Annotated in this window: 26 protein-coding genes and 1 rRNA gene; 20 read left to right on the forward strand and 7 right to left on the reverse strand. The window is 72.8% G+C overall.

Annotated features, from left to right (window positions below; translation table 11 throughout):
* Positions 1-198: 198 nt before the first annotated feature.
* From rrf to J3P36_RS00015, 3 genes are all read left to right on the forward strand, one after another.
* A 5S ribosomal RNA gene (gene rrf / locus J3P36_RS00005) occupies positions 199-315 on the forward strand.
* 928 nt (positions 316-1,243) lie between these two features.
* Positions 1,244-2,038 (forward strand): hypothetical protein, encoded by a 795-nt coding sequence (locus J3P36_RS00010; protein ID WP_210505150.1) that lies wholly within the window; start codon positions 1,244-1,246, stop codon positions 2,036-2,038.
* Positions 2,019-3,041 carry an HAD-IIA family hydrolase gene (locus tag J3P36_RS00015; protein WP_210505152.1) on the forward strand — a complete coding sequence of 341 codons (1,023 nt, stop codon included), beginning with the start codon at positions 2,019-2,021 and terminating at the stop codon, positions 3,039-3,041. Before J3P36_RS00010 ends, J3P36_RS00015 begins: the two co-directional genes overlap by 20 nt.
* Here the strand turns inward: J3P36_RS00015 and J3P36_RS00020 are convergent.
* From J3P36_RS00020 to J3P36_RS00035, 4 genes are read right to left on the reverse strand one after another with little or no spacing between them, the layout of a single operon-like run.
* The gene (locus J3P36_RS00020) at positions 3,026-3,841 is read right to left on the reverse strand and encodes an ABC transporter ATP-binding protein (RefSeq protein WP_210505155.1); all 816 of its coding nucleotides are present in this window, start codon (positions 3,839-3,841) and stop codon (positions 3,026-3,028) included. The two genes, J3P36_RS00015 and J3P36_RS00020, sit on opposite strands and share 16 nt — an antisense overlap.
* The gene (locus tag J3P36_RS00025) at positions 3,838-4,854 is read right to left on the reverse strand and encodes an iron chelate uptake ABC transporter family permease subunit (protein ID WP_307806885.1); all 1,017 of its coding nucleotides are present in this window, start codon (positions 4,852-4,854) and stop codon (positions 3,838-3,840) included. The genes J3P36_RS00020 and J3P36_RS00025 overlap by 4 nt, the downstream gene beginning before the upstream one ends.
* Positions 4,851-5,903, reverse strand: coding sequence for an iron ABC transporter permease (locus tag J3P36_RS00030; RefSeq protein WP_210506516.1), 1,053 nt, complete (start codon positions 5,901-5,903; stop codon positions 4,851-4,853). Before J3P36_RS00030 ends, J3P36_RS00025 begins: the two co-directional genes overlap by 4 nt.
* Positions 5,903-6,940 (reverse strand): iron-siderophore ABC transporter substrate-binding protein, encoded by a 1,038-nt coding sequence (locus tag J3P36_RS00035; protein ID WP_307806887.1) that lies wholly within the window; start codon positions 6,938-6,940, stop codon positions 5,903-5,905. Before J3P36_RS00035 ends, J3P36_RS00030 begins: the two co-directional genes overlap by 1 nt.
* A gap of 105 nt (positions 6,941-7,045) precedes the next feature.
* Between J3P36_RS00035 and J3P36_RS16490 the strand changes: the two genes are divergently transcribed.
* Positions 7,046-7,180: a hypothetical protein gene (locus J3P36_RS16490; RefSeq protein ID WP_282595076.1), complete on the forward strand. Its 135-nt coding sequence runs from the start codon at positions 7,046-7,048 to the stop codon at positions 7,178-7,180.
* Complete coding sequence (locus J3P36_RS00040; protein WP_210505157.1) at positions 7,177-7,983, forward strand: TlyA family RNA methyltransferase; 807 nt, start codon at positions 7,177-7,179, stop codon at positions 7,981-7,983. Before J3P36_RS16490 ends, J3P36_RS00040 begins: the two co-directional genes overlap by 4 nt.
* A gap of 110 nt (positions 7,984-8,093) precedes the next feature.
* On the opposite strand, the gene J3P36_RS00045 is transcribed toward J3P36_RS00040, so the two are convergent.
* Complete coding sequence (locus J3P36_RS00045) at positions 8,094-8,405, reverse strand: hypothetical protein (protein ID WP_210505159.1); 312 nt, start codon at positions 8,403-8,405, stop codon at positions 8,094-8,096.
* Positions 8,406-8,550: 145 nt separating this feature from the next.
* Here J3P36_RS00045 and J3P36_RS00050 point away from each other — a divergent pair, with 145 nt between their 5' ends.
* The 12 genes from J3P36_RS00050 to der all read left to right on the forward strand — a co-directional run bounded on the left by J3P36_RS00050 (position 8,551) and on the right by der (position 21,241).
* Positions 8,551-9,462 carry an NAD kinase gene (locus J3P36_RS00050; protein ID WP_307806888.1) on the forward strand — a complete coding sequence of 304 codons (912 nt, stop codon included), beginning with the start codon at positions 8,551-8,553 and terminating at the stop codon, positions 9,460-9,462.
* Entirely contained in the window at positions 9,459-11,168 is a 1,710-nt protein-coding gene (gene recN, locus J3P36_RS00055; RefSeq protein WP_210505161.1) for a DNA repair protein RecN, read from the forward strand. The genes J3P36_RS00050 and recN overlap by 4 nt, the downstream gene beginning before the upstream one ends.
* A gap of 67 nt (positions 11,169-11,235) precedes the next feature.
* The gene (locus J3P36_RS00060) at positions 11,236-12,957 is read left to right on the forward strand and encodes a CTP synthase (RefSeq protein WP_307806889.1); all 1,722 of its coding nucleotides are present in this window, start codon (positions 11,236-11,238) and stop codon (positions 12,955-12,957) included.
* Complete coding sequence (locus tag J3P36_RS00065; protein ID WP_210505162.1) at positions 12,954-13,592, forward strand: NUDIX hydrolase; 639 nt, start codon at positions 12,954-12,956, stop codon at positions 13,590-13,592. The genes J3P36_RS00060 and J3P36_RS00065 overlap by 4 nt, the downstream gene beginning before the upstream one ends.
* A 10-nt stretch (positions 13,593-13,602) precedes the next feature.
* Positions 13,603-14,511, forward strand: coding sequence for a site-specific tyrosine recombinase XerD (xerD, locus tag J3P36_RS00070; RefSeq protein ID WP_210505164.1), 909 nt, complete (start codon positions 13,603-13,605; stop codon positions 14,509-14,511).
* A 195-nt stretch (positions 14,512-14,706) separates the two neighbouring features.
* On the forward strand, positions 14,707-15,588 hold the full coding sequence (locus J3P36_RS00075) for a ParA family protein (protein WP_210505167.1): 882 nt from the start codon (positions 14,707-14,709) through the stop codon (positions 15,586-15,588).
* Positions 15,575-16,423 carry a ScpA family protein gene (locus tag J3P36_RS00080; protein WP_210505168.1) on the forward strand — a complete coding sequence of 283 codons (849 nt, stop codon included), beginning with the start codon at positions 15,575-15,577 and terminating at the stop codon, positions 16,421-16,423. The genes J3P36_RS00075 and J3P36_RS00080 overlap by 14 nt, the downstream gene beginning before the upstream one ends.
* A gap of 157 nt (positions 16,424-16,580) precedes the next feature.
* Positions 16,581-17,093: an SMC-Scp complex subunit ScpB gene (gene scpB / locus J3P36_RS00085; protein ID WP_246854169.1), complete on the forward strand. Its 513-nt coding sequence runs from the start codon at positions 16,581-16,583 to the stop codon at positions 17,091-17,093.
* 4 nt (positions 17,094-17,097) lie between these two features.
* Positions 17,098-17,868: a pseudouridine synthase gene (locus tag J3P36_RS00090; protein WP_246854099.1), complete on the forward strand. Its 771-nt coding sequence runs from the start codon at positions 17,098-17,100 to the stop codon at positions 17,866-17,868.
* A gap of 2 nt (positions 17,869-17,870) precedes the next feature.
* Entirely contained in the window at positions 17,871-18,950 is a 1,080-nt protein-coding gene (locus J3P36_RS00095) for a prephenate dehydrogenase (protein WP_307806890.1), read from the forward strand.
* The gene (gene cmk, locus J3P36_RS00100) at positions 18,947-19,627 is read left to right on the forward strand and encodes a (d)CMP kinase (RefSeq protein WP_210505171.1); all 681 of its coding nucleotides are present in this window, start codon (positions 18,947-18,949) and stop codon (positions 19,625-19,627) included. Before J3P36_RS00095 ends, cmk begins: the two co-directional genes overlap by 4 nt.
* Positions 19,628-19,732: 105 nt before the next feature.
* On the forward strand, positions 19,733-21,241 hold the full coding sequence (der, locus tag J3P36_RS00105) for a ribosome biogenesis GTPase Der (RefSeq protein ID WP_210505172.1): 1,509 nt from the start codon (positions 19,733-19,735) through the stop codon (positions 21,239-21,241).
* A 542-nt stretch (positions 21,242-21,783) separates the two neighbouring features.
* On the opposite strand, the gene J3P36_RS00110 is transcribed toward der, so the two are convergent.
* Positions 21,784-22,563, reverse strand: a complete 780-nt coding sequence (locus J3P36_RS00110) for an endonuclease domain-containing protein (RefSeq protein WP_210505173.1) — start codon at positions 22,561-22,563, stop codon at positions 21,784-21,786.
* A 782-nt stretch (positions 22,564-23,345) separates the two neighbouring features.
* Entirely contained in the window at positions 23,346-23,726 is a 381-nt protein-coding gene (locus J3P36_RS00115; protein WP_210505175.1) for a VOC family protein, read from the reverse strand.
* Between the two features lie 275 nt (positions 23,727-24,001).
* On the opposite strand from J3P36_RS00115, the gene trxA reads away from it, so the two are divergent.
* Genes trxA through J3P36_RS00130 form a run of 3 tightly spaced genes read left to right on the forward strand, consistent with a single transcriptional unit; the run spans position 24,002 to position 26,341 of the window.
* Complete coding sequence (trxA, locus tag J3P36_RS00120; protein ID WP_210505177.1) at positions 24,002-24,394, forward strand: thioredoxin; 393 nt, start codon at positions 24,002-24,004, stop codon at positions 24,392-24,394.
* A 49-nt stretch (positions 24,395-24,443) separates the two neighbouring features.
* The gene (locus J3P36_RS00125; RefSeq protein ID WP_210505179.1) at positions 24,444-25,685 is read left to right on the forward strand and encodes a sensor histidine kinase; all 1,242 of its coding nucleotides are present in this window, start codon (positions 24,444-24,446) and stop codon (positions 25,683-25,685) included.
* Positions 25,682-26,341, forward strand: coding sequence for a response regulator transcription factor (locus J3P36_RS00130; RefSeq protein WP_210505181.1), 660 nt, complete (start codon positions 25,682-25,684; stop codon positions 26,339-26,341). The genes J3P36_RS00125 and J3P36_RS00130 overlap by 4 nt, the downstream gene beginning before the upstream one ends.

Consider the following 26,341-nt stretch of genomic DNA (forward strand, 5'->3'; position numbering starts at 1 on the left):
CGACTGGGTTGATAGGCCGGATGTGGAAGCAGGGACTAAAGACCTGTGCAGCTGACCGGTACTAATAAGCCGATAACTTGACAACACACCCCTTGTGGGTAATGCGGTATGAATCGCACGACTGTTGCTCGCGTCCACTTTGTGGTTCCCGATGTACGGGAACAGATCAAGCATGATCACCTGAAACATCAATAGTGTTTCGGCGGCCATAGCGAGAGGGAAACGCCCGGTCACATTCCGAACCCGGAAGCTAAGACTCTCAGCGCCGATGGTACTGCGGGGGCGACCCCGTGGGAGAGTAGGACACCGCCGGACTTCTTCGCAGGAAGGGCCACCCATCGCCGGGTGGCCCTTTCTCGTTTAAGCCCCCGGCGCCGCGGGCCCGTAGACTTTCCACCAGCAGGAAGCGAGAAATACCGTGGCCGACATGTCGAACTCCGACGGCCCCCGTCGCCCGCACCGCGGGGACCGGCGCCCCTCGGAGGGCCCCCGGGGGAACCGTCCCGAGAACGGCTCGCGCCGTTCGAGCGACGGGCAGCGCCGGGCCTCCGACGGTGGCCGCGCGTCCGGGGATGCGCCCCGCCGCTCCGAGGACGGTCCTCGCCGCTCCGGCGACGCGCCCCGCGGCGCCGGTGACGGCCCCCGCCGTACCGGTGACGCCCCGCGTCGCTCCGGTGACGGACCCCGCCGCTTCGAGAGCCCTCGAGGTCAGGACGGTCCTCGCCGATCCGACGGTCCGCGTCGTGACGACGACCGTCGGCGCTCGGACGGCCCGAACCGTCAGGATGGCCCGCGTCGCTTCGAGGGCCAGCGTCGCGACGACGCCGCGCGCCGCTCGGACGGCCCGCGTCGTGACGACGCCCCGCGCCGCTCCGAAGGCCCCCGTCGTGACGACGGCTTCCGCCGCTCGGACAGCCCGCGCCGGGAGGACGGACCTCGCCGCTTCGAGAGCCCGCGCCGGGGTGAGGATGCCGGCCGGTCGTCCGACTCGCCCCGCCGCTCGTACGACTCCCCGCGCCGCTCAGCCGACGGCGCCCGCCGCGCCGACGGAACCGGAGAGCGCCGCGGTCGCCGCGAGGCCGGGGAACGGCCGGCCTGGACGCCGCGGGACTCCGCCCACAAGCACGCGGGGCGCCCCGGCGCATCGCGAGGCGGCGACCAGCGCCGTGGGGACCGGGAGCCGCGCCCCGAGCACGAGGGCCCCGACCTTCGGCCCTTCCGGCCTCGCCACGACGACCCCGAGGTGCCGGAGGACGTGCTGCCGGCGCAGCTCGAGAAGGGCGCCCGCGTCGAGCTGAAGACGCTGAGCAAGGAGAACGCCGACTGGGTGGCCGGCCACCTCGTCATGGCGAGCCGCCTGCTCGACACCGACCCGCAGCTGGCCCACCAGCACGCGCTCTCGGCCGCCCGGCGCGGCGGCCGCATCGCCATCGTGCGCGAGACCCTCGCGATCACCGCCTACACGACGGGCGACTTCGCGCTCGCCCTGCGGGAGCTGCGCACGTTCCGCCGCATCTCCGGCTCCAACGATCAGCTGCCGCTCATGGTGGACAGCGAGCGCGGCGTGGGCCGCCCCGACCGCGCGCTCGAGCTCGGCCGCTCGGTGCCCCGGGACACGCTTTCGGCCGCCGTGCAGGTCGGCCTCGCGATCGCGATGTCGGGCGCCCGGTTGGACCTCGGTCAGCCGGACCTCGCCCTCGCCGAGCTCGAGATCCCGCAGCTCGACCCGACTCGGGCCTTCTCCTACAGCCCGCCGCTGTTCCGCGCGTACGCCGAGGTGCTCGACGAGCTGGGCCGGGCGGACGAGGCCGAGCAGTGGCGCGCCCGTGCCGACGTCGCCGAGGACGCCCTCGAGCCCGAGGACGAGGACCTGATCGAGGTCGTCGACCTGGACGAGTCGGCCGACGACGAGCCCGCCGAGGAACCGGCGGACGGAACGTCGGCACAGAGCGGAACCGACGCGGAGCCGTCCGGCGACACGCCGGAGGGCGACGAGCCGGAGGGCGACGAGGCCGGGGATGCTCCGGAAGCGCGCTGAGGCTCCGACGCCGCTCGACGGCGTCGACGTGCTGCTCGCCGACCTCGACGGCGTCGTCTACGCGGGACCGGACGCCATCCCGCACGCGGTCGACGCGCTCGAGGGTGCGGCGGCCCGCGGCGTTCGTGTCGGCTACATCACCAACAACGCCTCGCGCAGCGACGCGGTCGTCGCCGAGCATCTCGCCGGCTTCGGCCTCACAGTGCGCCCGGAGGACGTCGTCACGTCTCCCCAGGCCGCCATGCGGCTGCTGCGGGCCCAGCTCCCCGAGGGCGCGCTCGTGCTCGTCGTCGGCGGCGAGGGACTCGTCACCGAGGTGGAGCGGGCCGGCTTCCGCATCACCCGCGTCGCGGCCGACCGCCCGGACGCGGTGGTGCAGGGCTTCTTCCCGGACGTCTCCTGGCGGGAACTGGCGGAGGCGTCCTTCGCGCTCGCCCGCGACGCGAACGGGGACGGCATCCCCTGGATCGCGACGAACACCGACTGGACGATCCCGGTCGCCGGCGGCATCGCGCCGGGAAACGGCACGCTGGTGTCCGCCGTGCACACGGCCGTCGGCATCCTGCCCCAGGTGGCGGGCAAGCCGGAGACTCCCATCTTCGAGGAGGCGGTCCGCCGCTTCTCGGCGAGCAAGCCCCTGTTCCTCGGCGACCGGCTCGACACCGACGTGCTCGGCGCCCGGCGCGCCGGCATCCCCTCGGCACACGTGCTCACCGGGATCGACCGGGCGAAGCAGCTGCTCTCCGCCGTGCCGGACCAGCGGCCGGACTTCCTGCTCGAGGACCTGCGGCAGCTGTCCGAGCCCTATCCGGCGACCGTGGTGAAGCGGGACGAGACGATCGTCGGCTCGGCGCGCGTCGGCATCCGGGACGGGCGAGTCGAGGTGCGCGCCGAGGGCGAGCGCCGGATCGACCTGCTGCGCGCCGCCTGCGCCGCCATCTGGGGGTCGGGCCTGCCGATCTACGCGCTCGACGTGCCCGAGCGGCTCTACACCGCCCGCTGAGCCCCCGAGTGGTGCCGCCCGATCGGCAGCACCAGCGGCGTCCCGGAGACGGCGTCGGGCACGACCCGCGACTCCATGCCGAAGACCTCGCGCACCGTCGCCTCGGTGACGACGTCCGCCGGAGCGCCGTGGGAGTGCAGGCGGCCGTCCTTCACTGCGAACAGCTCGTCCGCGTACCGGGCGGCGAGGTTGAGGTCGTGCAGCACCATGACGATCGTCGTGCCGCTCTGCCGGTTGAGGTCGGTCAGGAGGTCGAGCACCTCCACCTGGTGGGTGACGTCGAGGAACGTCGTCGGCTCGTCGAGGAGGAGCACGTCGGTGCCCTGGGCGAGCGCCATCGCGATCCAGACCCGCTGCCGCTGGCCGCCGGACAGCTCGTCGACGGGCCGATCGGCGAGCTCGAGCACGTCCGTCATCCGCAGGGCGGAGGTGACGGCCTGCTCGTCGTCGGTCGTCCAGGGCCGCAGGAACGAGCGGTGCGGGTAGCGTCCGCGCGCCACGAGGTCGGCGACCGCGATGCCGTCCGGTGCGACAGGCGTCTGCGGCAGGAGCCCCAGCACCTTCGCCACCTCCCGGGTCGGCTGCTCGGCGATGGACCGGCCGTCGAGCAGCACCCTGCCCGACCTCGGCGGCAGCAGGCGGGCCATCGACCGCAGCAGGGTCGACTTGCCGCACGCGTTGGCGCCGACGATGACGCTGATCCGGCCGGCCGGGATGGTGAGGCTGAGGTCCTCGAGGACGAGTCGGTCGTCGTAGCCGACGCTCAGCGCGTCGGTGGCGAGGGAGCGGTTGACCGTCACAGTCGACCTCCGGTGCGGTTGGACCTGGCGACGAGCCAGAGCAGGTAGGGGGCCCCGACAGCGCCGGTGACGACGCCGACCGGGATGGTCGTGAAGAGCAGGTTGCTGCCGATGAGGTCCGCCGCGAGCACGAGGGCCGCTCCGACCAGCGCGGCAGGGGCGAGCAGCGACGCCCCCGGCAGCAGGCGGGCGGCGATCGGCCCGGCGAGGAACGCGACGAACGCGACCGGTCCGGCCGCGGCCGTGGCGACCGAGATGAGCCCGACCGCGACGACCACGATCAGGAGCCGCGTGGGGTCCGGCTTGACCCCGAGCGCGGCGGCCGCGTCATCGCCGAGCTGCAGCACGGAGAGGCGACGGGACAGCGCGAACGCGGCGGGGGTGAGGATCAGCATGGCGAGGGCGAGGGGCGGCACGTCGCCCCAGAACGCGCTGCTGAGGCTGCCGGACAGCCAGCGCAGCGCCTCCGCGGCCTTGTAGACCTCGGTCCGGGTGAGCACCCACTGGATGACGGCGAGGAGCACGGTGCCGAGGGCGATCCCGATGAGCACGAGCCGGGCGCCCTGGACGCCGCCCCGCCAGGACAGTGCGTAGAGGAGGAGCGCGACGGCGAGGCCCGCGACCACCGCCACAACGGATACGACCGCGCCCTGGGCGCCGAAGAAGCCGATCGCGACGACCGCCGCGGCGCTCGAGCCGTAGCCGACGCCCAGGATGTCGGGGCTCGCGAGGGGGTTGCGGAGCATCGTCTGGAACAGCGTGCCGGCCATGCCGAACGCCGCGCCGACGAGCAGGGCGACGATCGCGCGGGGCATCCGCAGCCGGCCGACCGTGAAGGACGCCCCGGGGACATCCTGCCCGAGCACGACCCCCAGCACGTCGGGCAGTCCGTAGATCCGGTCGCCCACCACCAGGGTGACGAGGAAGAGGGCGACGACGAGCACCGCGAGGACCGCGGTCACCACGATGCGGCGCCGGACCCGAGCGGTCCGGCCTGCGGCGAGCTCGCTCACAGCTCGCGGACCTTCGCGCGCCGGATCAGCCAGATGAAGAAGGGGGCGCCGACCACGGCGGTCATGATGCCGACGGGGATGTCGGTGGGGCGGCTGATCACCCGGCCGAGCACGTCGGCGCCGAGGAGGAGGACGGCACCGAGCAGGGCCGAGTAGGGGAGCAGCCAGCGGTGTCCGGGCCCGGTGAAGACGCGGGCGGCGTGCGGCACGACGAGTCCGACGAAACCGATGGGACCCGCGACCGCGACGGCCCCTGCGCTGAGCAGGACGGCGGCGAGCCCCGCGAGGACCCGGGCGCCGCCCACCCGGCCGCCGAGGCCCCGCGCCACGTCGTCGCCGAGCGCGAGCACGTCGAGCCCTGGGGCGGACAGCAGCGCGAGGAGGACGCCGAGGGCGAGGAACGGGAGGACGGGCGCCATCTCGCCGAAGTCGGCGCCGCCCACCCCTCCCACCTGCCAGAAGCGGAACACGTTGAAGACGTCGGTGCGCACGAGGAGCACCGCGGAGACGAGGGAGACCAGAGCGGCCGAGGTGGCGGCTCCGGCGACCGCGAGCTTCAGCGGCGTCGCTCCCGCTCGGCCGAGCGATCCGACGGCGTAGACGAGGAGTGCCGCACCTGCGGCGCCCACGAGGGCGAACCAGATGTACTGGCTCGTCGAGCTGATCGCGAAGAAGGCGATGCCGATCACCACGGCCAGGGCGCTGCCGGCGTTCACGCCGAGGAGGCCGGGGTCGGCGAGCGGGTTGCGGGTGATGCCCTGCATGACGGCGCCTGAGACGCCGAGGGCGGCGCCGACGAGGAGCGCGAGCGCGGTCCGCGGCACGCGCGTCGCGACGGCCTGCTGCCCGAAGTCGCCCGCGGCGGGGTCGAGGATGCCGCCGACCACCTCCGTCCAGGAGACGACCCGCGAGCCGAAGACGAGGGACAGGAGGGCGAGGACGAGCAGCGCCGCCAGGCCGAGGACGAGGCCGGTGAGGAGCCGCCGACGGTGAAGCGCCGGCCGGGCCCCGCGGGACCCGGCCGGCGTCGACGTCGTCTGCTCCGCGATCACTGCACCTTCGCTGCCGCGTCGGCGAGCAGCTGCGTGTACTCCTCAATGCCCCACGGGATGGACAGGACGGTCGGGGTGGTGGTGGCCGCGGCCAGCGGGTTCAGCTGGTCGATGATCGCCACCGCGCCGTTCTGCACCGCGGGGAGGGAGCCGAGCAGCGGATTCGCCTGCAGCGCCGCGAGGGAGCCGGCGTCGCCGTAGTTGACGATGATGTCCGAATCGGCGATGAGGTCGATGTTCTCGGCGGAGACCGTCGCGAAGAACTGGCCGGCGTTCTCCTCGCCCAGCTGCGTGACTCCCTCAGAGTCCTCCATCCCGAGGTCGTGCAGGAAGGAGACCCGGGCGTCCTCGGGCAGGTAGACGTAGACGGAGCTGTCGTCGCTCGGGTCGACCCAGACGTAGGCGAAGGTCGTGCCCTCGAGCTCCGGGTGCGCGGCCGCGGCATCGGCGATCACGCCCTCGGTCTCGGCGACGAGGGTCTCCGCCTCGTCCGCGAGCCCGAGCGCCTGGCCGTTCAGGGTCACGCTCTCCCGCCAGTTCACGAGCCACGGGTCATCCGGGAAGGCCACGGTCGGCGCGATCTCGGAGAGCGTTCCGTAGTCCTCCTCCGTCATCCCGGAGTTCGCTCCGAGGATGACGTCCGGCGCCGCGTCGGCGACCTGCTCGAAGTTGTAGCCGTCGGCCTCGTCGAACAGCTCGGGGGTCTCGCCGCCGAGCTCGTCGATCGCGTCCTGAACCCAGGGGAGGATGCCGTCGCCGTTGTCGTCGGCGAAGGTGACGAACGGCATGCCGACGGGCACGACGCCGAGCGCGAGCGCGACATCCTGGTTGCCCCAGGCGACGGCGGCCACCCGCTCGGGGGCGGCGTCGATCTCGGTGCTGCCGTAGGCGTGCTCGACCGTGACCGGGAAGCCGCTCCCGCCGCCGCTCGCGCCGCCGGACGCCTCGGGCGTCGCCGATCCGGAACAGGCGGTGAGGAGCAGAGCCCCGGAGAGGGTCAGTGCGGTCAGAAGGGGCTTGCGGGCGATGCGCACGGGGCGACGTCCTTTCGCTTCGGTCAGGTAAGGCTAACCTAACCAGCGGGGCGACGGCAGGGTCAAATCGGCCCGGGAAGCCGCCGTCCGGGTACCGTTGACGGGATGTCCGACTCCCAGGTGCCCGACGCGATCGCCGAGATCGAGGAGCTGCCCCTCGCCGACCGGGCGGACCGGTACCTGGTGCTCCTCGACGAGCTGCGGCGCCGGCTCGAGGACGCGGACGCGGCGGGCCGATGACGGACGCCCGCCTCGACGCGGCGCTCGTCGAGCGGGGCCTCGCGCGCTCCCGCACCCACGCGGCGCGTCTCATCGCCGACGGGCTCGTCACGGTCGAGGGCAGGCCCGCCGTCAAGCCCGCGCTGCGCGTGCCGGACGGCGCACGGATCGACGTCGCGCCCACCGACGCCTACGTCAGCCGCGCCGCCCACAAGCTCCTCGCTGCTCTCGACACCTTCGCCGTCCCCGTCGAGGGCCGCCTCGCGCTGGACGCCGGCGCCTCCACCGGCGGGTTCACGCAGGTGCTCCTCGAGCGCGGCGCCGAACGGGTGATCGCGGTCGACGTCGGCCACGGTCAGCTCGTGCCCGAGCTCGCCCGGGACCCGCGGGTCGACGCCCACGAGGGCGTGAACGTCCGCGACCTCGATCCCGCCGCGCTCGCCCGCCTCACCGGCTCCGACCGGCGCCCGGACCTGGTCGTCGCCGACCTCTCCTTCATCTCGCTCACCCACGTGCTTCCGGCGCTCGTCTCGGTCACGATGCCGGACGCCGACTTCGTGGTCCTGATCAAGCCGCAGTTCGAGGTCGGGCGCGGCGGCGTGAAGGAGGGCATCGTCCGCGGCGCCGGTCTCCGCGCCGACGCGATCCGGGACGTGCTCTGGGCCGCCTGGGATCTCGGCCTCGGCTCTGCGGGACTCACCGCCTCCCCGATCGCGGGCACGAACGGGAACCGGGAGTACCTCGCGCACCTCACCACCCGGGCGGGGGATCCGTCCGGGCTGCTGGAGCCGCAGCGACTCACCCGGCTCACCTCGGAGGGCTAGCCGGCGACGTCCAGGCGATTCGGCTTGCGGGCGGCTTCGCGGCCGGCGCGCACTCTCCGCTTCCGTGGCGGATTGCACGACCGCGCGGACGCAACTGCTCGTGCCCGACGTCAGCGCGGGGTCGGCGGCGCCGTGCTCTCGGGCGTGACCACCAGGCCGCCGGAGGAGTTCGACGCGTCGAGGAGGGCGACCAGCCAGTCGCGGTTGATGGCCGGCGGGCGGCCGCCGGAGAAGTGGAAGTGCATCGGGATGCCGTTGTCGATCCAGAGCGCATCGCGGCCCTCGCCCGAGTCCCGGGAGCCCGACCAGCTGAGCAGGAAGTGCTCGCCGCGGCGCAGCTTCGTGCTGATGACGATCTGCAGGTGGGCGAGCAGCCGGTCCTCGAACTCGAACGTCGAGTCGCCGTAGCGCAGTCTGCCCACCGATACCCCTTCTGGCTCTGCACGTCACAGTAGCGAGGCCGGGGGCGCGAGGGTGAGCCCCGCCGCGCCCCACCGGCCGGATGGGCGGTCCGTCGGCGGAGTCCGACAGAATGGAGGGACAGCAGCGAGGGCGGGAGCGCAAACGGTGACGGATTCGCGGTACATGCTCGTCGTGTCCCACACCGGGCGGCGCGAGTCCCGCGACGCGGCGGCGATGGTCGTCACCCGGCTCGTCGCCGCGGGCGTCACGCCCGTGCTCCTCGAGGTCGAGCGCGACGACCTGCTCGCGGCGTGCGGCGACTTCGGCGGCGGCGTGCAGATGCTCGACGGCATGGATCCCGCTCTGCTCGAGCTCGTGATCGTCCTCGGCGGCGACGGCACCATCCTCCGCGCGGCCGAGATCGTCCGCGGCTCCTCGGTGCCGATCCTCGGCGTCAACCTCGGGCACGTCGGCTTCCTCGCGGAGGCCGAGCGCGACGACCTCGACGAGACGCTGCGCCGCGTGCTGCTCCGCGACTACGAGGTCGAGGAGCGCATGACGATCGACGTCAACGTGCTCGTCGACAGCACCGTCGTCTACACGAGCTGGGCGCTCAACGAGGCGACCATCGAGAAGGCGAGCCGCGAGCGCATGCTCGAGGTCGTCGTCGAGATCAACGACCGCCCGCTGTCGTCGTTCGGCTGCGACGGCGTCGTGCTGTCCACGCCGACGGGGTCCACCGCCTACGCCTTCTCCGGCGGCGGACCGGTGGTCTGGCCCAACATCGACGCGATCCTGCTCGTGCCGCTCGCCGCGCACGCCCTCTTCGCACGGCCGCTCGTCGTCGCGCCCACCTCCTCGGTCGCCGTCGAGCTGCTGCGCCGCACCGACGGCAGCGGCATCCTCTTCTGCGACGGCCGCCGGACGCACAACCTGCCGCCGGGCGCTCGCGTCGAGGTCACCGGGTCGGACACCCCGGTCCGCCTCGCACGCCTGCAGCGCGGCGTGTTCACGGACCGGCTGGTCCGCAAGTTCGACCTGCCCGTGACCGGGTGGAGGGGGCGCGCGGGCGCGTGATCGAGGAGATTGGAATCCGCGACCTCGGGGTGATCGGGGAGGCGACGCTGCCCCTCGGCCCCGGCTTCACCGCGCTCACGGGCGAGACCGGCGCCGGCAAGACGATGGTGGTGACCGCGCTCGGGCTGCTCCTCGGGGCGCGCGCCGACGCGAGCGCCATCCGCAAGGGCAGCGACCGGGCCGTGGTCGACGGCCGCTGGCTCGTCCCCGAGGAGGGAGCCGTCGCGGAGCGTGTCCGCGAGGCCGGTGGCGACCTCGACCCGGCCGGCGACGGACGGGCGGAGCTGCTCGTGTCGCGCACCCTCGCCGGCGAGGGGCGCAGCCGCGCCGCGGTCGGCGGACGTTCCGCGCCTGTCGGGCTGCTCGCCGAGCTCGCCGACCAGCTCGTCGTCGTGCACGGCCAATCCGACCAGATCCGGCTCCGGACCGCGGCCGCGCAGCGCGAGGCGCTCGACCGGTACGCGGGGGAGCGCCTGGCCGGACCGCTCGCCGACTACCAGACGGCGTACCGCCGGTGGACCGCGAACCGGGACGAACTCGACCAGCTCATCGCGGAGCGGGAGCAGCGGGCGGCGGAGGCCGCGGAGCTGCGCGCCGCCGTGGCCGAGATCGAGGTCGTCGCACCGCAGCCGGGGGAGCAGGAGGAGCTCGAGGCGCGCGCCCTGCGGCTCGGCAACGCGGAGGAGCTCCGGGTCGCGGCCGCCCAGGCGCACGAGCTGCTCTCCTCGGAGTCGCCCGACGAGACCCGGGACGTGCTCTCGCTGCTCGACGGCGCGCGGCGACTGCTCGACCGGGTCGCCGAGCTCGACCCCGAGCTGTCCGCCCTCGCGGACACGGTCGGGAACCTGTCGTTCCTCGCGGCGGATGCCGCCACCGAGCTCGCGAGCTATGCGGCCGGGTTCGACGCCGATTCCGCCCGCGAGCTGGAGGTGGTGCAGCACCGGATCGCGGAGCTCGCCGTCCTCGTCCGCAAGTACGGCCCGACGCTCGAGGACGCGATCGACTTCCTCGACACCGGCAGCCGCCGCCTGCTCGAGCTCGACACCGACGAGGACCGCATCGCCGCGCTGCAGTCGGACGTCGACGCCGACGCCGTCGTGGTGGCCGAGCTCGCCGAGACGCTGAGCGTCGTCCGCAGCGAGGCCGGCGCCGACCTCGCCGCCGCGGTGAGCGCCGAGCTGTCCGCGCTCGCGATGCCGGATGCGCAGCTCATGGTCGACGTGCGCGGCCGGGAGGAGTTCACCCTCGCCGGGCGCGACTCGGTGCAGCTGCTGCTCCAGCCGCACCCCGGCGCCGAGCCGCGGCCGCTCGGCCGAGGGGCCTCGGGCGGCGAGCTGTCGCGCATCATGCTCGCGATCGAGGTGGTCCTCGCCGCGAGCGACCCGGTGCCCACCTTCGTGTTCGACGAGGTCGACGCCGGCGTCGGCGGCGCGGCCGCCATCGAGATCGGGCGACGTCTCGGCCGCCTCGCCGAGAGCGCGCAGGTGATCGTCGTGACCCACCTGGCGCAGGTCGCTGCGTTCGCGACCAATCACCTGCGCGTGGAGAAGGACCGGAGCGGCGCGGTGACCGAGTCGAGCGTCCGCCGCCTCGACGGCGACGAGCGGGTCGCGGAGATGGCCCGGCTCCTGTCCGGCCTGCCGGACTCCGAGACCGGTCTCGCGCATGCCCGGGAGCTGCTCGAGCTCTCCGGGACCCGCGCGTAGCGGCCGCGTGCGACACCGAGCTGAAAACGGGCCGACCGGCACGTTTCGTCACATAGAATGGAAACCCGTGGCAGACGCGTTCGAATCGCAGCAGAGTCCCGGTATCACCAAGCACATCTTCGTCACCGGGGGTGTGGTCTCCTCCCTCGGCAAGGGCCTCACCGCCGCGAGTCTCGGTCATCTCCTGACCGCGCGGGGCCTCCGGGTCGTGATGCAGAAGCTGGACCCGTATCTCAACGTCGACCCGGGGACGATGAACCCGTTCCAGCACGGCGAGGTCTTCGTGACCGACGACGGCGCGGAGACGGACCTCGACATCGGCCATTACGAGCGCTTCCTCGACATCAACCTCGACGCGGCCGCCAACGTGACGACGGGGCAGATCTACTCCAAGGTGATCGCGAAGGAGCGCCGCGGCGAGTACCTCGGCGACACGGTTCAGGTCATCCCGCACATCACGGACGAGATCAAGTTCCGGATGCGCCAGCAGGCCAACGTCGAGGCGGGCGAGCAGGCTCCCGACGTCATCATCACCGAGGTCGGCGGCACAGTGGGCGACATCGAGTCGCAGCCGTTCCTCGAGGCCGCCCGCCAGGTCCGCCACGAGCTCGGCCGCAAGAACGTGTTCTTCGTGCACGTCTCCCTCGTGCCCTACATCGGCCCCTCCGGCGAGCAGAAGACGAAGCCCACCCAGCACTCCGTCGCCGCGCTGCGCTCGATCGGCATCCAGCCGGACGCGCTCGTGCTCCGCTCCGACCGGCCCGTCTCCGACAGCGTCAAGCGCAAGATCGCGCTGATGTGCGACGTGGAGGAGCCGGCGGTCGTCAACAACGTCGACGTGCCGAGCATCTACGACCTGCCCCGCGCCCTCAACAACGAGGGGCTCGACTCCTACCTCATCGAGGCGCTCGGCCTTCAGGCCGGCGAGGTGGACTGGAGCGGCTGGAACGAGCTGCTCACCGCCGTGCACGACCCGGCCTTCGAGGTGACCATCGCGCTCGTCGGCAAGTACGTCGACCTGCCCGACGCCTACCTCTCCGTCACCGAGGCCATCAAGGCGGGCGGCTTCGCGCACCGCACGAAGGTCAACATCCGCTGGGTGCCGAGCGACGAGTGCCAGACGCCCGAGGGCGCCGCGCGGCAGCTCGCCGACGTGGACGGCATCTGCATCCCGGGCGGCTTCGGCATCCGCGGCATCGAGGGCAAGCTGGGCGCGCTCCGCTTCGCTCGCGAGAACGCGATCCCGACCCTCGGCCTGTGCCTCGGCCTGCAGTGCATGGTCATCGAGTACTCGCGGAACGTCACCGGGCTCGCCGGCGCGTCGTCCTCCGAGTTCGACCCGGACACGGCCTACCCGGTGATCGCGACGATGGCCGAGCAGGTCGACATCCTGGCCGGCGGCGACCTGGGCGGCACCATGCGCCTCGGGCTCTACCGCGCGGCGCTCGGCGACGGCACCCTCGCCGCAGACCTGTACGGCGGCCCCGAGGCCGTCGAGCGGCACCGCCACCGCTACGAGGTCAACAACCGCTACCGCGACCAGATCGCCGAGAGCGGCCTAGTCTTCTCCGGCACCTCGCCGGGCGGTGAGCTCGTCGAGTTCGTCGAGCTGCCGCGGTCGGTGCACCCGTTCTACATCGGCACGCAGGCGCACCCGGAGCTGCGCTCCCGCCCGAACGCCGCGCATCCGCTGTTCCGCGGCCTCGTCGACGCGGCGCTCGACCGGCAGGGCGCGAGCCGGCTGTTCGAGGTCGAGTCGGACGAGCTGCCCGAGCAGGTGGACGCGTGACCGCCGTCGAGCCGCTCCGCGACGAGCACTACGCCGCGGAGGTCACCGAGCGCTCCACCGTGTTCGAGGGCAAGATCTGGGACGTCGTCCGCGAGACGTTCGACTACAACGGCGAGCCGATCACGCGCGAGTACGTCGACCACACGGGAGCCGTCGCGATCCTCGCGATCGACGACCAGGAGCGGGTGCTGCTCATCCGCCAGTACCGGCACCCGATCCGCTCCCGCGACTGGGAGATCCCGGCCGGCCTGCTCGACGACGAGGGCGAGGAGCCGCTCGACGCCGCGAAGCGCGAGCTCGCGGAGGAGGCCGACATCGCGGCCGAGAAGTGGAACGTGCTCGCCGACTACGTGAACTCCCCGGGCGGCAGCAACGAGGCCGTGCGCGTCTACCTCGCACGCGGCATCACCGACGTGGACGCCTTCGAGCGCACCGCGGAGGAGGCCGACATCGAGGTCCGCTGGGTGAGCCTCGACGAGGCGCTCCAGGGGGTCCTGTCGCGCGACCTGCAGAACCCGTCGACGGTCATCGGCGTGCTCGCCGCGGCCGCGGCCCGCTCCCGGGGCTGGGACACGCTCGACCCGGGCGACGCCCCCTGGCCGCGGCACCCGAAGCTCGGCGACGGATCCTGGTGACGGCAGGGCGATGACGCCCGAGGCGGCGGTCGCGGGCTATCTGCAGCACGTCGGCATCGAGCGCGGCCTCGCCGCCAACACGGTCGCGGCCTACCGCCGCGACCTCGCCGCGTACACCGCGTTCCTCGCCGAGCGCGGCATCGACGACGTCGGCGCGGTCACCTCGCCCGACATCGCCGCCTTCTCGCAGCACCTGCGCGGAGCGGACGGCACGGCGATGCGGGCGTCGTCGGTCGGCCGGATGCTCTCCTCGGTGCGGGGGCTGCACCGGTTCCTCGTCGAGGACCGCGTGCTCGAGGCGGACCCCGCCGGCGACGTGAAGCCGCCGAAGCTGGGGCTGCGCCTGCCGAAGGCCATCTCGGTGGACGACATGTCCGCGCTCCTCGCGGCGGTGTCCGCCGACGAGCCGGTGGCGCTCCGCGACCGCGCGCTGCTCGAGCTGCTCTACGCGACCGGCGCCCGCATCGGCGAGGCGGTCGCCCTCGACGTCGACGACCTCGCCGCCGAGGACGGCGTCGTGAAGCTCGCCGGCAAGGGCGGCAAGGAGCGCATCGTGCCGATCGGCAGCTTCGCGCGCGACGCGGTCGGCGCGTACCTCTCGCGGGTGCGGCCCGACTGGGCGTCCCGCGGCGCCTCGACGCCGGCCCTCTTCCTCGGCCCGCGCGGCGGTCGGGTGTCCCGCCAGACGGCGTGGCTCGTCATCCGAGCCGCGGCGGAGAAGGCGGGCCTCGAGAAGGCGGTGTCGCCGCACACGTTCCGCCACTCGTTCGCGACGCACCTGCTCGCAGGCGGTGCCGACGTGCGCGTCGTGCAGGAGTTGCTCGGCCATTCGTCGGTCGCGACGACGCAGATCTACACCCTCGTGACGGCCGACACGCTGCGCGACATGTACCTCACGTCCCACCCCCGCGCCCGCTGACCGCGCGCGCCGGTCGTGCGGATGTCCGCCACCCCGCGGACGGTTGCGAGTTGTCCCCACCCCCGGCGAGAGGCGGGCAGATGCCTGGGAGTCGGCTGAGTCCGGCGACACGCGGCGTGGCCCCCGGCCGCTCGGGAGGCCCTCCGTACACTGGCTCGAGGGGACAGGAAGACCCACGAGCAGAGGAACGTCGGGATGACGCAGATCACGGACACAGTCACTGAGACCCCAACGACCCAGGCGATCACCATCGCGGGTCGCGAGTTCCGGGAGTTCCCGGAACCCGCGCCGCTGAAGGGCCACGGGCCCGCCCGCATCATCTCGCTCTGCAACCAGAAGGGCGGGGTGGGCAAGACCACCACGAGCATCAACCTCGGCGCCGCCCTCGCCGAGTACGGCCGCCGCGTGCTCGCCATCGACTTCGACCCGCAGGGCGCGCTCTCGGCGGGCCTCGGCGTGCAGATGCACGACGTCGTCACCATCTACGACCTCCTGCTCGGCACGGTTCGCGACCCCAACCTGGCGATCCAGCGGACGTCGATCCCCGGGCTCGACGTGATCCCGGCGAACATCGACCTGTCGGCTGCCGAGGTGCACCTCGTCAACGAGGTCGCCCGCGAGCAGGCGCTCGCCCGCGTTCTGCGGCGCGTGTCGGAGGACTACGACGTGATCCTCATCGACTGCCAGCCCTCGCTCGGCCTGCTGACCGTCAACGCGCTCACCGCCAGCCACGGCGTGCTCATCCCGCTCGAGTGCGAGTACTTCGCCCTCCGCGGCGTGGCGCTGCTCATCGAGACGATCGAGAAGGTGAAGGACCGCCTCAACCCGGCCCTCGAGCTGGACGGCATCCTGCCGACCATGTACGACTCGCGCACCCTGCACGCCCGCGAGGTGCTCGAGCGGGTCGTGGAGGCGTTCGACGCGAGCGTGCTCGACACGGTGATCGGCCGCACCATCAAGTTCCCGGACGCCTCGGTGGCCGGGGTCCCGGTGCTGTCCTTCGCTCCCGAGCACAACGCGGCGAAGGCCTACCGCCGGCTCGCCCGCGAGCTCGTGTCCCGCGGTGCCGTCGCCTAGGTCGCTCACGACTGCGCCGGAGCTCGACACCGACGCGCCGACCGGCGCGGAGGCAGCCGGCTTCTCGGTGCGAGTCGGGGGATTCGACGGACCCTTCGACCTGCTGCTCTCCCTGATCGGCAAGCACCAGCTCGACATCACCGAGATCGCCCTCTCGGCGATCACCGACGAGTTCCTCGCCTACCTCCGCGGCCTCGACACCGAGCAGGAGCTGGACGAGGCGAGCGAGTTCCTCGTCGTCGCCGCGACCCTCCTCGACCTCAAGATCGCGGGGCTCCTGCCGCAGGGCGAGCTCGTCGACGCCGAGGATGTCGCCCTGCTCGAGGCGCGCGACCTGCTGTTCGCCCGGCTGCTGCAGTACCGGGCGTTCAAGGAGGCCTCCGCCTGGTTCGCGAGCCGCTTCGAGGCGGAGACCGCACGGCACTACCGCGCCGTCCGGCTCGAGGAGAAGTACCGCCGCGCGCCCACCGAGCTCGCCTGGACCGCGTCGCCCGCCGACTTCGCCGGCCTCGCCGCCCTCGCCTTGGCGCCCCGCGCCCTGCCCACGATCGCGACGGAGCACCTGCACGTGCCGCGCGTCAGCATCCGGGAGCAGGCCGCGATCCTCGTCGCGATCCTGCGGCGCGGGGAGCCGCGCACCTTCCGGTCGCTAGTCGCCGGCGTCGACGGACCGGGCGTGATCGTGGCGCGCTTCCTCGCCGTGCTCGAGCTGTACCGTAATGGAGCCATCGCCTTCGAGCAGCTGGAGCCGCTCGGCGAGCTGACCCTGCGCTGGACCGCCGACGTCTGGAACGACGACCGTCTCGCCGATCTCGGAGCCGACTATGACGAATGAGGACCTCGACCTGGAGCGGGAGCCCGTCGCGGTGCTCCTCGGGCTCGGCCGGGCACCCGCGCCGACCACCCTGGCACCCGCGCCCGCCGCGTCGTCCGCTCCGCTCGCCCCGAAGACGGCGCGCGACGCACTCGACGCCGCCCTGGAGGCCGTGCTGATGGTGTCCGACGAGCCGCAGCCGCTCGTCGCCCTCGCGAGCGCCGTGCAGCGTCCCGTCGCCGAGGTGCGGCGTGCCGTGCAGCGCCTCGTCGCCGACTACGACGGGGAGGACGGCGGCGTGCGCCGCGGCTTCGAGCTGCGGGAGGTGGGCGGCGGCTGGCGGATCTACGTCCGCCCCGAGCACGACGAGCTGGTCCGCGACTTCGTTCTGACGCAGAGCCCCACCCGGCTGTCGCAGGCAGCGCTCGAGACCCTCGCCGTGATCGCCTACAAGCAGCCGATCAGCCGCGGCCAGGTGGCGGCCATCCGCGCCGTGAACGTCGACAGCGTCGTGCGCACGCTCGTCGGACGCGGCCTCATCGAGGAGGTCGCCACGGACCCGGAGACGGGCGCGGTCCTGTACGGCACGACCGCCCTCATGCTGACCCACCTCGGCATCAACTCGCTCGACGAGCTGCCGCCGATCTCGCCGCTGCTCGCGGGTGTCGACGAGGTGGCCGATGTCCTCTGAGTCGATGCCCGGGTCCACCTCCGGCGCGCCCGAGGGCGTCCGGCTGCAGAAGGTGCTCGCGAACGCGGGTGTCGCGTCACGCCGGGTCTGCGAGGAGATGATCGCCGCCGGTCGCGTCACCGTGAACGGCACGGTCGTCACCGAGCTCGGCCGCCGCATCGATCCCGAGGCGGACAAGGTCTCGGTCGACGGCGTGGCCGTGCAGCTCGACACGACGAAGCGCTACCTCATGCTCAACAAGCCGGTCGGCGTCGTGAGCTCCCTGCGCGACGAGCGGGGAAGGCCCGACCTGCGCCGGTGGACGGACCGCTTCGAGGAGCGCGTCTTCAACGTGGGCCGCCTCGACGCCGACACGTCCGGGCTGCTGATCCTCACCAACGACGGCGAACTCGCGCACGTGCTCGCTCATCCGTCGTTCGGCGTCACGAAGACCTACATCGCCCTCGTCCGCGGGCAGGTGCAGCCGCGCACGCTGAGCCGGCTGACGGCCGGCATCGAGCTCGAGGACGGGTTCATCCAGGCCGACCGCGCGAGGCTCATGCCCGAGCGCGGCGCGAACAGCCTCGTCGAGATCACACTGCACTCCGGCCGGAACCGCATCGTGCGGCGCATGCTCGACGCGGTCGGGCACCCCGTGATCGACCTCGTGCGCCGCCAGTTCGGGCCCCTGCACCTCGGCTCGCTGCCGTCGGGGGAGATCCGCGACCTCAGTAAGGTGGAACTCGGCCAACTGCTCACCCTGTCCAGGGACGGCCGCCGATCCCCGCAGGAGTAAGTGTGAACGCCCGTACCGCCGGACCCGTCCTGGTCGTCGGCACCGGGCTCCTCGGCGCGAGTGTCGGCCTCGGCCTCCGCTACGAGGGAGTCGACGTGCTGCTCGCGGACGCGTCGCCCGCCGCGCTCGACTTGGCCGTCGACTACGGCGCCGGGCGCCGCCCCCGCCACGGGGACGACCCCGCTCTCGTGGTCGTGGCGGTGCCGCCCGACCAGATCGCCGACACCGTCGCCAAGGCGCTCGCGCACCACCCCCGAGCTCTCGTCACCGACGTCGGCAGCGTCAAGCAGCGGCCGCTCGAGGGTCTCCGGGCGCTCGGCGCGGACCTCTCCCGCTACCTCGGCTCGCATCCGCTGGCGGGCCGCGAGCGGGGCGGGCCGATCTCCGCCCGGGCCGACCTCTTCTTCGGGCGGCCCTGGGTCATCACGCCGCACGAGCTCACGACCCCCGACCAGATCCGGGTGCTCGAGGACCTGATCCTCGACCTCGAGGGCACGCCGGTGCGGCTGACGCCCGAGGAGCACGACGAGAGCGTCGCGGTCATCTCGCACGTGCCGCAGCTCGTCGCGTCCCTCATGGCCGCGCGTCTCGCCGACGCCCCGGCGGCCGCGGTGGGCATCGCCGGCCAGGGCGTCCGCGACCTCACGCGCATCGCGTCGAGCAGCCCCGAGCTCTGGGTGCAGATCCTCGGCGCCAACGCCGGCGCCGTCGTGCCCGTCCTCGACGCCCTCGCCGCCGACCTCGACGGACTCCGGGACGCCCTGCGCGAGCAGGACCGGCCCGGGGCGCGGCGGACGGTCGCCGAGGTCCTCGCCGCGGGCAACACCGGCGTCGCCCGTCTCCCGGGCAAGCACGGCCAGGACTGGCGGTTCGCCTCGCTGATCGTGCTCATCGACGACCGGCCCGGCCAGCTCGCCGCGCTGCTCACCGAGATCGGGGAGATCGGCATCAACCTGGAGGACCTGCGCCTCGAGCATTCGCCCCGCGCTCCCATCGGGATCGTCGAGGTCGTGGTCGTGCCCGAGGTGCGGGACCGGCTGGAGCGGGAGCTGACGGAGCGAGGGTGGAGGATCGCGGGATGACGCGCTGGTCGCGGACAGTGGTGGCAGTCGACGGGCCGGCAGGCAGCGGCAAGTCGAGCGTGAGCCGGGCCGCCGCGCGCGCTCTCGGCTTCGAGTTCCTCGACACGGGGGCGGCCTACCGGGCGATCGCCTGGCTCGGCCTCGAGCGGGGCGTCGACTTCGACGACTCATCCGCGGTGGCGGCGCTCGTCGACGAGCTCGACGAGCGGGTGACCACGGACCCCGACGACGTGCGCGTCACGGTCGGTGGCGTGGACGTGACGGATGCGATCCGGGAGCCGCGGGTGACATCCGTCGTCTCCGCCGTCGCGCGCGTGCCGCAGGTGCGCGAGCGCCTCAACGAGCACTTCCGCGAGCGCCTCGACGCGCCCGGCCTGCCCGGCATCGTCGCGGAGGGCCGCGACATCACGACCGTCGTCGCGCCCGACGCGTCCGTGCGCGTGCTGCTGACTGCGGACGAGAGCGTGCGGGTGCAGCGCCGCCGGGCGGAGCTGTCCGGCGCGTCCACCGCCGACGTCACGCGTCTCGTCGTGGAGCGCGACCGCAAGGACGCCCAGGTCGTCGACTTCATGACCGCGGCGGAGGGCGTGACGACGCTCGACTCGACGTCCCTCTCCTTCGAGGAGACCGTCGACGCGATGGTCGCCCTGGTCCGCGAGGCCGCTGCCGGCGCCTAGCGTCGTCCGATCTGCGGCGGCCACGGCGGCCGGCGGCGGTCGTCCGCACCGCCCGGGGGCGCTCGGGAGGGTGCCCTCCCGCCGGTGCGGCAGGATGGAAGCACCATGAGTGACACCGACCGCGAGTACGACGCCGGCGACGACGACCTCGAGCAGCGCCTCGCGACCCTCGACGAGGACCTCGCCCAGCGCCGCGCCTCGTCGCTGCGCGCCGGCCTGAACGACTACGAGCTGGAGGACGAGGACCTCGACATCCTCGACCTCTCCGTCGAGGACCCGGACGAGGTCCGCTACCTCCCGGCGCTGCCGGTGCTCGCGATCGTCGGCCGGCCGAACGTCGGCAAGTCCGCGCTCGTCAACCGCATCCTCGGCCGCCGCGAGGCGGTCGTCGAGGACGTCCCCGGCGTCACCCGCGACCGCGTCTCGTACCGGGCGGAGTGGAACGGCCGCTTCTTCACCCTCGTCGACACGGGCGGCTGGGAGCCGGACGCGCGCGGCATCGACGCGTCCGTCGCCGCTCAGGCCGAGGTCGCCGTCGACCTCGCCGACGCCGTGCTCTTCGTCGTGGACGCTGTCGTCGGCGCGACCAGCACCGACGAGCGCGTCGTCCGGATGCTCCGGCAGAGCGGCAAGCCGGTCCTCCTCGTCGCCAACAAGGTCGACGACGCCGTGCAGGAGCCGTACATCGCCGAGCTGTGGTCCCTCGGTCTCGGCGAGCCGCATCCCGTCTCGGCCCTGCACGGCCGCGGCGTCGCGGACCTGCTCGACGCCTCCCTCGACGTGCTGCCCGAGGTGTCCGCCGTCGCCAAGGAGGAGGTCGGCGGACCCCGCCGCGTCGCCATCGTCGGCCGGCCGAACGTCGGCAAGTCGAGCCTGCTCAACAAGGCCGCGGGGGAGGAGCGGGTCGTGGTCAACGAGCTCGCCGGCACCACGCGCGACCCGGTGGACGAGCAGATCGAGCTCGGCGGGAAGGTGTGGCGCTTCGTCGACACGGCGGGCATCCGCCGCCGCGTGCACATGCAGCAGGGCGCCGACTTCTACGCGTCGCTGCGCACCACCGCAGCACTGGAGCGCGCTGAGGTCGCCGTCGTCGTGATCGACGTCACGGAGCCGATCAGCGAGCAGGACGTCCGCATCATCGACCTCGTCCTGCAGTCGGGCCGCGCGCTCGTGCTCGCGTTCAACAAGTGGGACCTGCTCGACGACGAGCGCCGGCGGCTGCTCGAGCGGGAGATCGAGCAGGACCTCGCGCACGTCGCGTGGGCGCCGCGCGTGAACCTGTCTGCCCGCACCGGCCGGCACCTCGAGAAGCTGGTCCCCGCGATCGAGCTCGCGCTCGACAGCTGGGACACGCGCATCGGCACCGGTAAGTTCAACGCCTTCCTCGCCGAGCTCGTCGCCGCCCACCCGCACCCGGTGCGGGGCGGTCGGCAGCCGCGCATCCTGTTCGGCACGCAGGCGTCCACGCGCCCGCCGACGTTCGTGCTGTTCACGACCGGATTCCTCGACCCCGGCTACCGGCGCTTCATCCAGCGCCGCCTCCGCGAGATCTACGGCTTCGAGGGGACCCCGATCGTGCTCAACATGAGGGTCCGCGAGCGCCGCAAGAAGTAGCGCCGCCGCTCCGGCGGGTCGGACCGGGTGTCGCCTGGTGGGCCGGGCGGGGGCCGTACGTCGGGTCTGCGCGGGCATGCCGTCCGCTTCAGCAGGCATGGATGTGGTTCAGCAGGCATGGGTGTGTTTCAGCAGGCATGGGTGGCCATGATCTGCCTGCTGGTGCCGTTCCGTGCCTGCTGGACCGAATACCGAAGCCGCTAGGTGCCTGCTGAGCAGGGCGGTGCCCGCCCGCATGTCGCTCAGCAGGCGATGCCGGGCCGCTCATCAGGCACGCGTGCTGTTCAGCAGGCATGGGCGGCCTTGTTCTGCCTGCTGATGCCGTTCCGTGCCTGCTGAATCGAGTACGGAAGCCGCTGCAGCCCTGCGGCACAGGGCGGGCCCGCAAGTCGTTCAGCAGGCGATGCCGGAACGCTCGGCAGGCACGCATGCTGTTCAGCAGGCATGGGCGGCCTTGTTCTGCCTGCTGATGCCGTTCCGTGCCTGCTGAACCGGGTACGGAGGCCGCTAGGTGCCTGCTGAACCGCGCTCAGCGGCGACGCTCAGTGGCGGGCGAGGACGGCCATCACCGTCTCGAGGACGAGCGGCCACTCGTAGATGACGTGCGCGTAGCTGAAGTGCAGGACGGTGAGGCCTCGCTGGTTGAGGAGCGCGGTCCGTCGCCGGTCACGGGAGAAGGACCCCTCCTGAGCATGGGTGGACCGGCCGTCGAGCTCGATGACGAGCCAGCCGTCGATGAGCAGGTCGACCCGGCCCACTCCGGGCACGACGACCTGCGGTTCCGCTCGGATGCCCGACAGCTGGAGCCGATATCGGGCGATCGACTCGATCCCCTCCTCGCTCCGCCCGTCGACGTGCTGAGCGACCCGCGCAAGGTGCGGCGGCAGTCCGGCCAGCAGTGCGAGGACCGCCCCCTCGGAGGCGATCCGGCGGAACAGGAGCGAGTCCAGGATGGCGACCGCATAGTCGGCGGGCTGGCACTCGACAGCATGCGCGATGGCGCGGGGGAGTGAGCTGACGCCCTCCGACCACTCCTGCCGATCGACCTTGGAGTGCCAGTGGACGGTGACGCCGTCGCGAGTCGCCGGGTCCGCGTTCCTCAGGCGCCGTCCGGCCGCTGAGAACGGCATCGCGAGATGCAGCCCGGTGTCCGGCGGGCACCAGGCGCCGTAGAGCCGCAGCGCCGACACGCATCCGGGGCGGCCGCCGAGCTGCATCGCCCTGATCAGGTCGGGGTCCGTCCCCGGCTCGGCGTACCAGCCGCGGACGACCCGCTGCAGCCGGCCGTCCTGCAGGGACCGCTGCACGCCGCCGAGTGTCATCCCTCGATCCCGCAGCGTCGCGCTTCGCAGAAGGGGTGGGGTCCGGAGAGCAGGCATGCCGGCAGTGTGCGGCGCAGGGCCGGGCGGACGCGGCCCCGGGAGGAAGTCGCAACAAAGGCCGTCTTCCGATCGTGCTGGGGAGGACGGAGGCTTGGTAGGGCGTCAGCAGGCACCGAGTGGGTTCAGCAGGCGCGGCAGGCCCGATTTCGCCTGCTGAGTCGCGGATGTGCCTGCTGAAGACGATCGCCGTCCCGATCAGTGGTGAAGGCGCCAGTTGAGAACGCAGGTTTCAGCCGACCGACGGTGGCGGCTGCGGAGTGGGAGGCGATTCCTGCTGGACCGCTTCAGCAGGCGCCGACGGGGTTCAGCAGGCGCGGCAGGGCCGATTTCGCCTGCTGAGCAGCGGATGTGCCTGCTGAAGCAGATGTCCTGTGCAGCGGGGGAAGCGCGGTGCCCGGCTGGGTCGGAAGTGTTCCTGCTGAGCCGGAGGTGCCCGTGGGCGGCTTCGGCAGGCGTGGAGGGGATTCAGCAGGAATGGCAGGGCCGATTGTGCCTGCTGAACCGTGCGCATGCCTGCTGAAGCCGATGCCGGTTTCTGCCGAGCGGCCCAGGTGCCTGCTGAGCGGGAGGCTTGCCTGCTGAACAGGGCCCCCGCCCGGCCCCTGCCCGCCCCGCCCTGCCCCCCGCCTCGGCCCGCCGCCCTGCCCGCAAGCCCATCCCGAGGGAGACCGAGCCCGGGACCGGCGGCGCGCGGCCCAGGCAGTGCCGCGCGCCGGGCAGGGTCAGCTCATCCGCTGCGAGATGCAGATGAAGTTGCCCTCGCTGTCGCGGAACCAGGCGGTGCGGGCCTCCTCGTCCTCGACCACGCCGTTCTCGGTCTTCATCACACCGGGAATCTCGAAGTCCTCGAACACGACCCCGCGCTCGCGCATGACCCGCATCTCCTCGGCGAGGTCGTCCGTGCCGAAGCACAGCTGCGTGTTCTTCGCGGTGCCCGCGTTCTCGGTCTCGTAGAGGTCGAAGGCAGAGCCGTCGACGCGGTAGGTGAGGAGGCGGCCCTCCTCGTGCTCCTCGGCGGGATCCAAGCCGAGCATGTCGTGGTAGAACCGGCGAGCCCGGGCCAAGTCGGCGGCGGGCAGCACGGCGTGCATTTCCTTGAGCATGGTCGCTCCTCCAGGAACGGGAGTGGCCCGGGAGTCGACGGGCCGGGGAAGGGCGAAAGCGTCACGCAGGCGCTTCCCGTCCGGCGGCGGTGCCGTCGGGAAGAGGGTCAGCCGAATGCTACGCCGCACCCATCCGGCGCGGCAGGGGGCGGAACGGGGGCGCCGACGCCCGTGGAGACGGCACCGAGCGCCGCCCGTCCACTGGGGCGACAGGGGCGCGCAGCGGGCGGAAGATGCCCGGGAATGCGGACGCCGCCACGCCGGTTGCACCCGACATGGCTACGACGACTCTGACCAAGGAGACGCACGACGAGACCGTCGCCGACGGCATCGTCCTCATCGACTTCTGGGCCGCCTGGTGCGGTCCGTGCCGACAGTTCGCCCCCATCTTCGAGAAGGCGAGCGAGGCGCACCCGGATGTGACCTTCGCCAAGGTGGACACCGACGCCGAGCAGCAGCTCTCCGCCGAGTACGGCATCCGCTCCATCCCGACGCTGGTCGTCTACCGCGACGGCATCCCCGTCTTCGGGCAGCCCGGCGCGATTCCCGGCGCAGCCCTCGAGGACCTCATCGGCCAGGTGAAGGCGCTCGACATGGACGACGTCAGGAAGCGCTACGAGGAGGCCCGCGCGGCCGCTCAGGCGCAGGCTGTCGCGCCCCAGGCCTGACGCCCCCGGTGCGGCGCCGCGACAGGGCGGCGCCGCCATACTGGGAGGCATGACCAGCGGCGCGGCCGGGGGCCTGCGGCGCGGCGCCGCGGCCCTCTTCAGCGTCCTCGTGCGGGTGCGGCTGCCCGCCGTCCTGGTTCTCGCCGCCACCGCCGCGGCGATCACCCTGCTGTCGATCGAGACCCCGATCGCGTCGAGCGCCTACGGGATCCCGCTCGCGGTCGCGTTCGGACTGGTCCTCGCGCACGTCGGCGCCCTGCCGCTGGCCGTGGTGAGCCCGGTGACCGCCTCCGTGCTCGCGCTGGCCGCCAGTCTCGCGCTGCAGCTGCTCTCCGCCGACGTCGTCTCCCGGCCCTGGCCCTGGTGGCCGGTCATGATCGTCACGCACACCCTGCTCGTGCTGATCGTCGGCGTCCGCGCCCCGTGGACGCGCGCCCTCGGCGCGTGGCTCGTCACCGCCGTGGCCTCCTTCGTGACCGTGCTCAATGTCCGGCACGCGGACACCGAGGCGGCGTCCCAGAACCTCGTCACCTTCGTGTCCATCACGGGCGGCGTGCTGGTGGCCGCCATCGTGCTCATGCAGTGGCACAGCATCCGTCGGCAGCTGATCAGCGAGCGGCAGTCGAGCGCCGAGGAGTACTCCCGCCGCGTGCTCGCGGAGGACCGCGCCCGCATCGCCCGCGAGCTGCACGACGTGGTCGCGCACAGCATGTCCATCATCAACATCCAGGCCAGCACCGCCCGCTACCGGGACCCGTCGCTCAGCGCCAGCGCCATCGAGGAGTTCGAGGAGATCGCCACCTCCTCGCGCCAGGCGCTCGGCGAGATGCGCGGCCTGCTCGGCGTGCTCCGGCCCGACGACGTGGCCGGGGAGCTGTCCCCGCAGCCGGGGGTCCGCGACATCGCCGAGCTGGTCGCACAGGCCCGTCGGAACGGCATGCGGATCACACTCGAGGGCCTCGACTCGCTGGATGCCGACGACCTCTCGGAGGTCGTCGGGCTGACCGCCTACCGGATCGTCCAGGAGGCGCTCACGAACGCGTTCCGCCACGCTCCCGGCGCTCCGGTGTGGGTGAACATCGAGCGCTCCGGCCTCGCCCTCGTCGTCTCGGTCCGCAACGGCTCCTCCGTGTCGCTGCGCTCGACGAGCGGTTCGCGGCTCGGACTCATCGGGATGCGGGAGCGCGTCACGAGCGTGAGCGGCTCCCTCCAGACCGAGAAGACCGCGGACGACGGCTTCCTCGTCCGCGCTGTCCTGCCCATCCGCAGCGAGGGAACGGGAGCGGCATGACCATCCGAGTCGCCATCGCGGACGACCAGGCCATGGTGCGGGCCGGCTTCGCCGCCCTCCTCGGCGCCCAGCCCGACATCGAGGTCGTCGGCGAGGCGCACAACGGCGAGGAGGCCATCGCCCTCGTCGCCGCGGCGCAGCCCGACGTCGTGCTGATGGACGTCCGGATGCCGGTCCTCGACGGCATCGAGGCCACCGGATCGATCGTCCAGTCGGATCCGCACGTCCGAGTCATCATGCTGACCACGTTCGACATCGACGAGTACGTGTACGACGCCATCCGCGCGGGAGCCAGCGGCTTCCTGCTCAAGGACGCCCTGCCGGCCGACCTCGTCAACGCGGTGCGCGTCGTGGCCGCCGGGGACGCCCTCCTCGCGCCCAAGGTGACCCGGCGGATGATCGAGCGCTTCGCGGCGGGCCCCGCCCCGCGCCGGCCCGTCGAGCTCGAGGGGCTCACCGAGCGCGAGCGGGAGGTGCTCGTCCAGGTCGCGCGGGGACGCAGCAACCAGGAGATCTCGCGCGACCTGTTCATCGCGGAGCAGACCGTGAAGTCGCACGTCAGCCGCGTGCTCGCGAAGCTCGGGGTCCGGGACCGCGCCCAGGCCGTCGTCGCCGCCTACGAGAGCGGCCTCGTCGTGCCGGGCCCGGCCCGGTAG

The sequence above is a fragment of the Naasia sp. SYSU D00057 genome (assembly GCF_017916505.1).
In the GTDB taxonomy this organism is placed as follows: Bacteria; Actinomycetota; Actinomycetes; order Actinomycetales; family Microbacteriaceae; genus Naasia.

What these genes read in the sequence shown, in the direction of transcription:
- J3P36_RS00015 (WP_210505152.1), top strand. Translation starts at nt 2,019, where the DNA reads ATGCTCCGGAAGCGCGCTGAGGCTCCGACGCCGCTCGACGGCGTCGAC.
- J3P36_RS16490 (WP_282595076.1), top strand. Translation starts at nt 7,046, where the DNA reads ATGTCCGACTCCCAGGTGCCCGACGCGATCGCCGAGATCGAGGAGCTG.
- J3P36_RS00040 (WP_210505157.1), top strand. Translation starts at nt 7,177, where the DNA reads ATGACGGACGCCCGCCTCGACGCGGCGCTCGTCGAGCGGGGCCTCGCG.
- xerD (WP_210505164.1), top strand. Translation starts at nt 13,603, where the DNA reads ATGACGCCCGAGGCGGCGGTCGCGGGCTATCTGCAGCACGTCGGCATC.
- J3P36_RS00075 (WP_210505167.1), top strand. Translation starts at nt 14,707, where the DNA reads ATGACGCAGATCACGGACACAGTCACTGAGACCCCAACGACCCAGGCG.
- scpB (WP_246854169.1), top strand. Translation starts at nt 16,581, where the DNA reads ATGGTGTCCGACGAGCCGCAGCCGCTCGTCGCCCTCGCGAGCGCCGTG.
- J3P36_RS00090 (WP_246854099.1), top strand. Translation starts at nt 17,098, where the DNA reads ATGCCCGGGTCCACCTCCGGCGCGCCCGAGGGCGTCCGGCTGCAGAAG.
- cmk (WP_210505171.1), top strand. Translation starts at nt 18,947, where the DNA reads ATGACGCGCTGGTCGCGGACAGTGGTGGCAGTCGACGGGCCGGCAGGC.
- der (WP_210505172.1), top strand. Translation starts at nt 19,733, where the DNA reads ATGAGTGACACCGACCGCGAGTACGACGCCGGCGACGACGACCTCGAG.
- J3P36_RS00110 (WP_210505173.1), bottom strand. Translation starts at nt 22,563, where the DNA reads ATGACACTCGGCGGCGTGCAGCGGTCCCTGCAGGACGGCCGGCTGCAG.
- J3P36_RS00115 (WP_210505175.1), bottom strand. Translation starts at nt 23,726, where the DNA reads ATGCTCAAGGAAATGCACGCCGTGCTGCCCGCCGCCGACTTGGCCCGG.
- trxA (WP_210505177.1), top strand. Translation starts at nt 24,002, where the DNA reads ATGGCTACGACGACTCTGACCAAGGAGACGCACGACGAGACCGTCGCC.
- J3P36_RS00125 (WP_210505179.1), top strand. Translation starts at nt 24,444, where the DNA reads ATGACCAGCGGCGCGGCCGGGGGCCTGCGGCGCGGCGCCGCGGCCCTC.
- J3P36_RS00130 (WP_210505181.1), top strand. Translation starts at nt 25,682, where the DNA reads ATGACCATCCGAGTCGCCATCGCGGACGACCAGGCCATGGTGCGGGCC.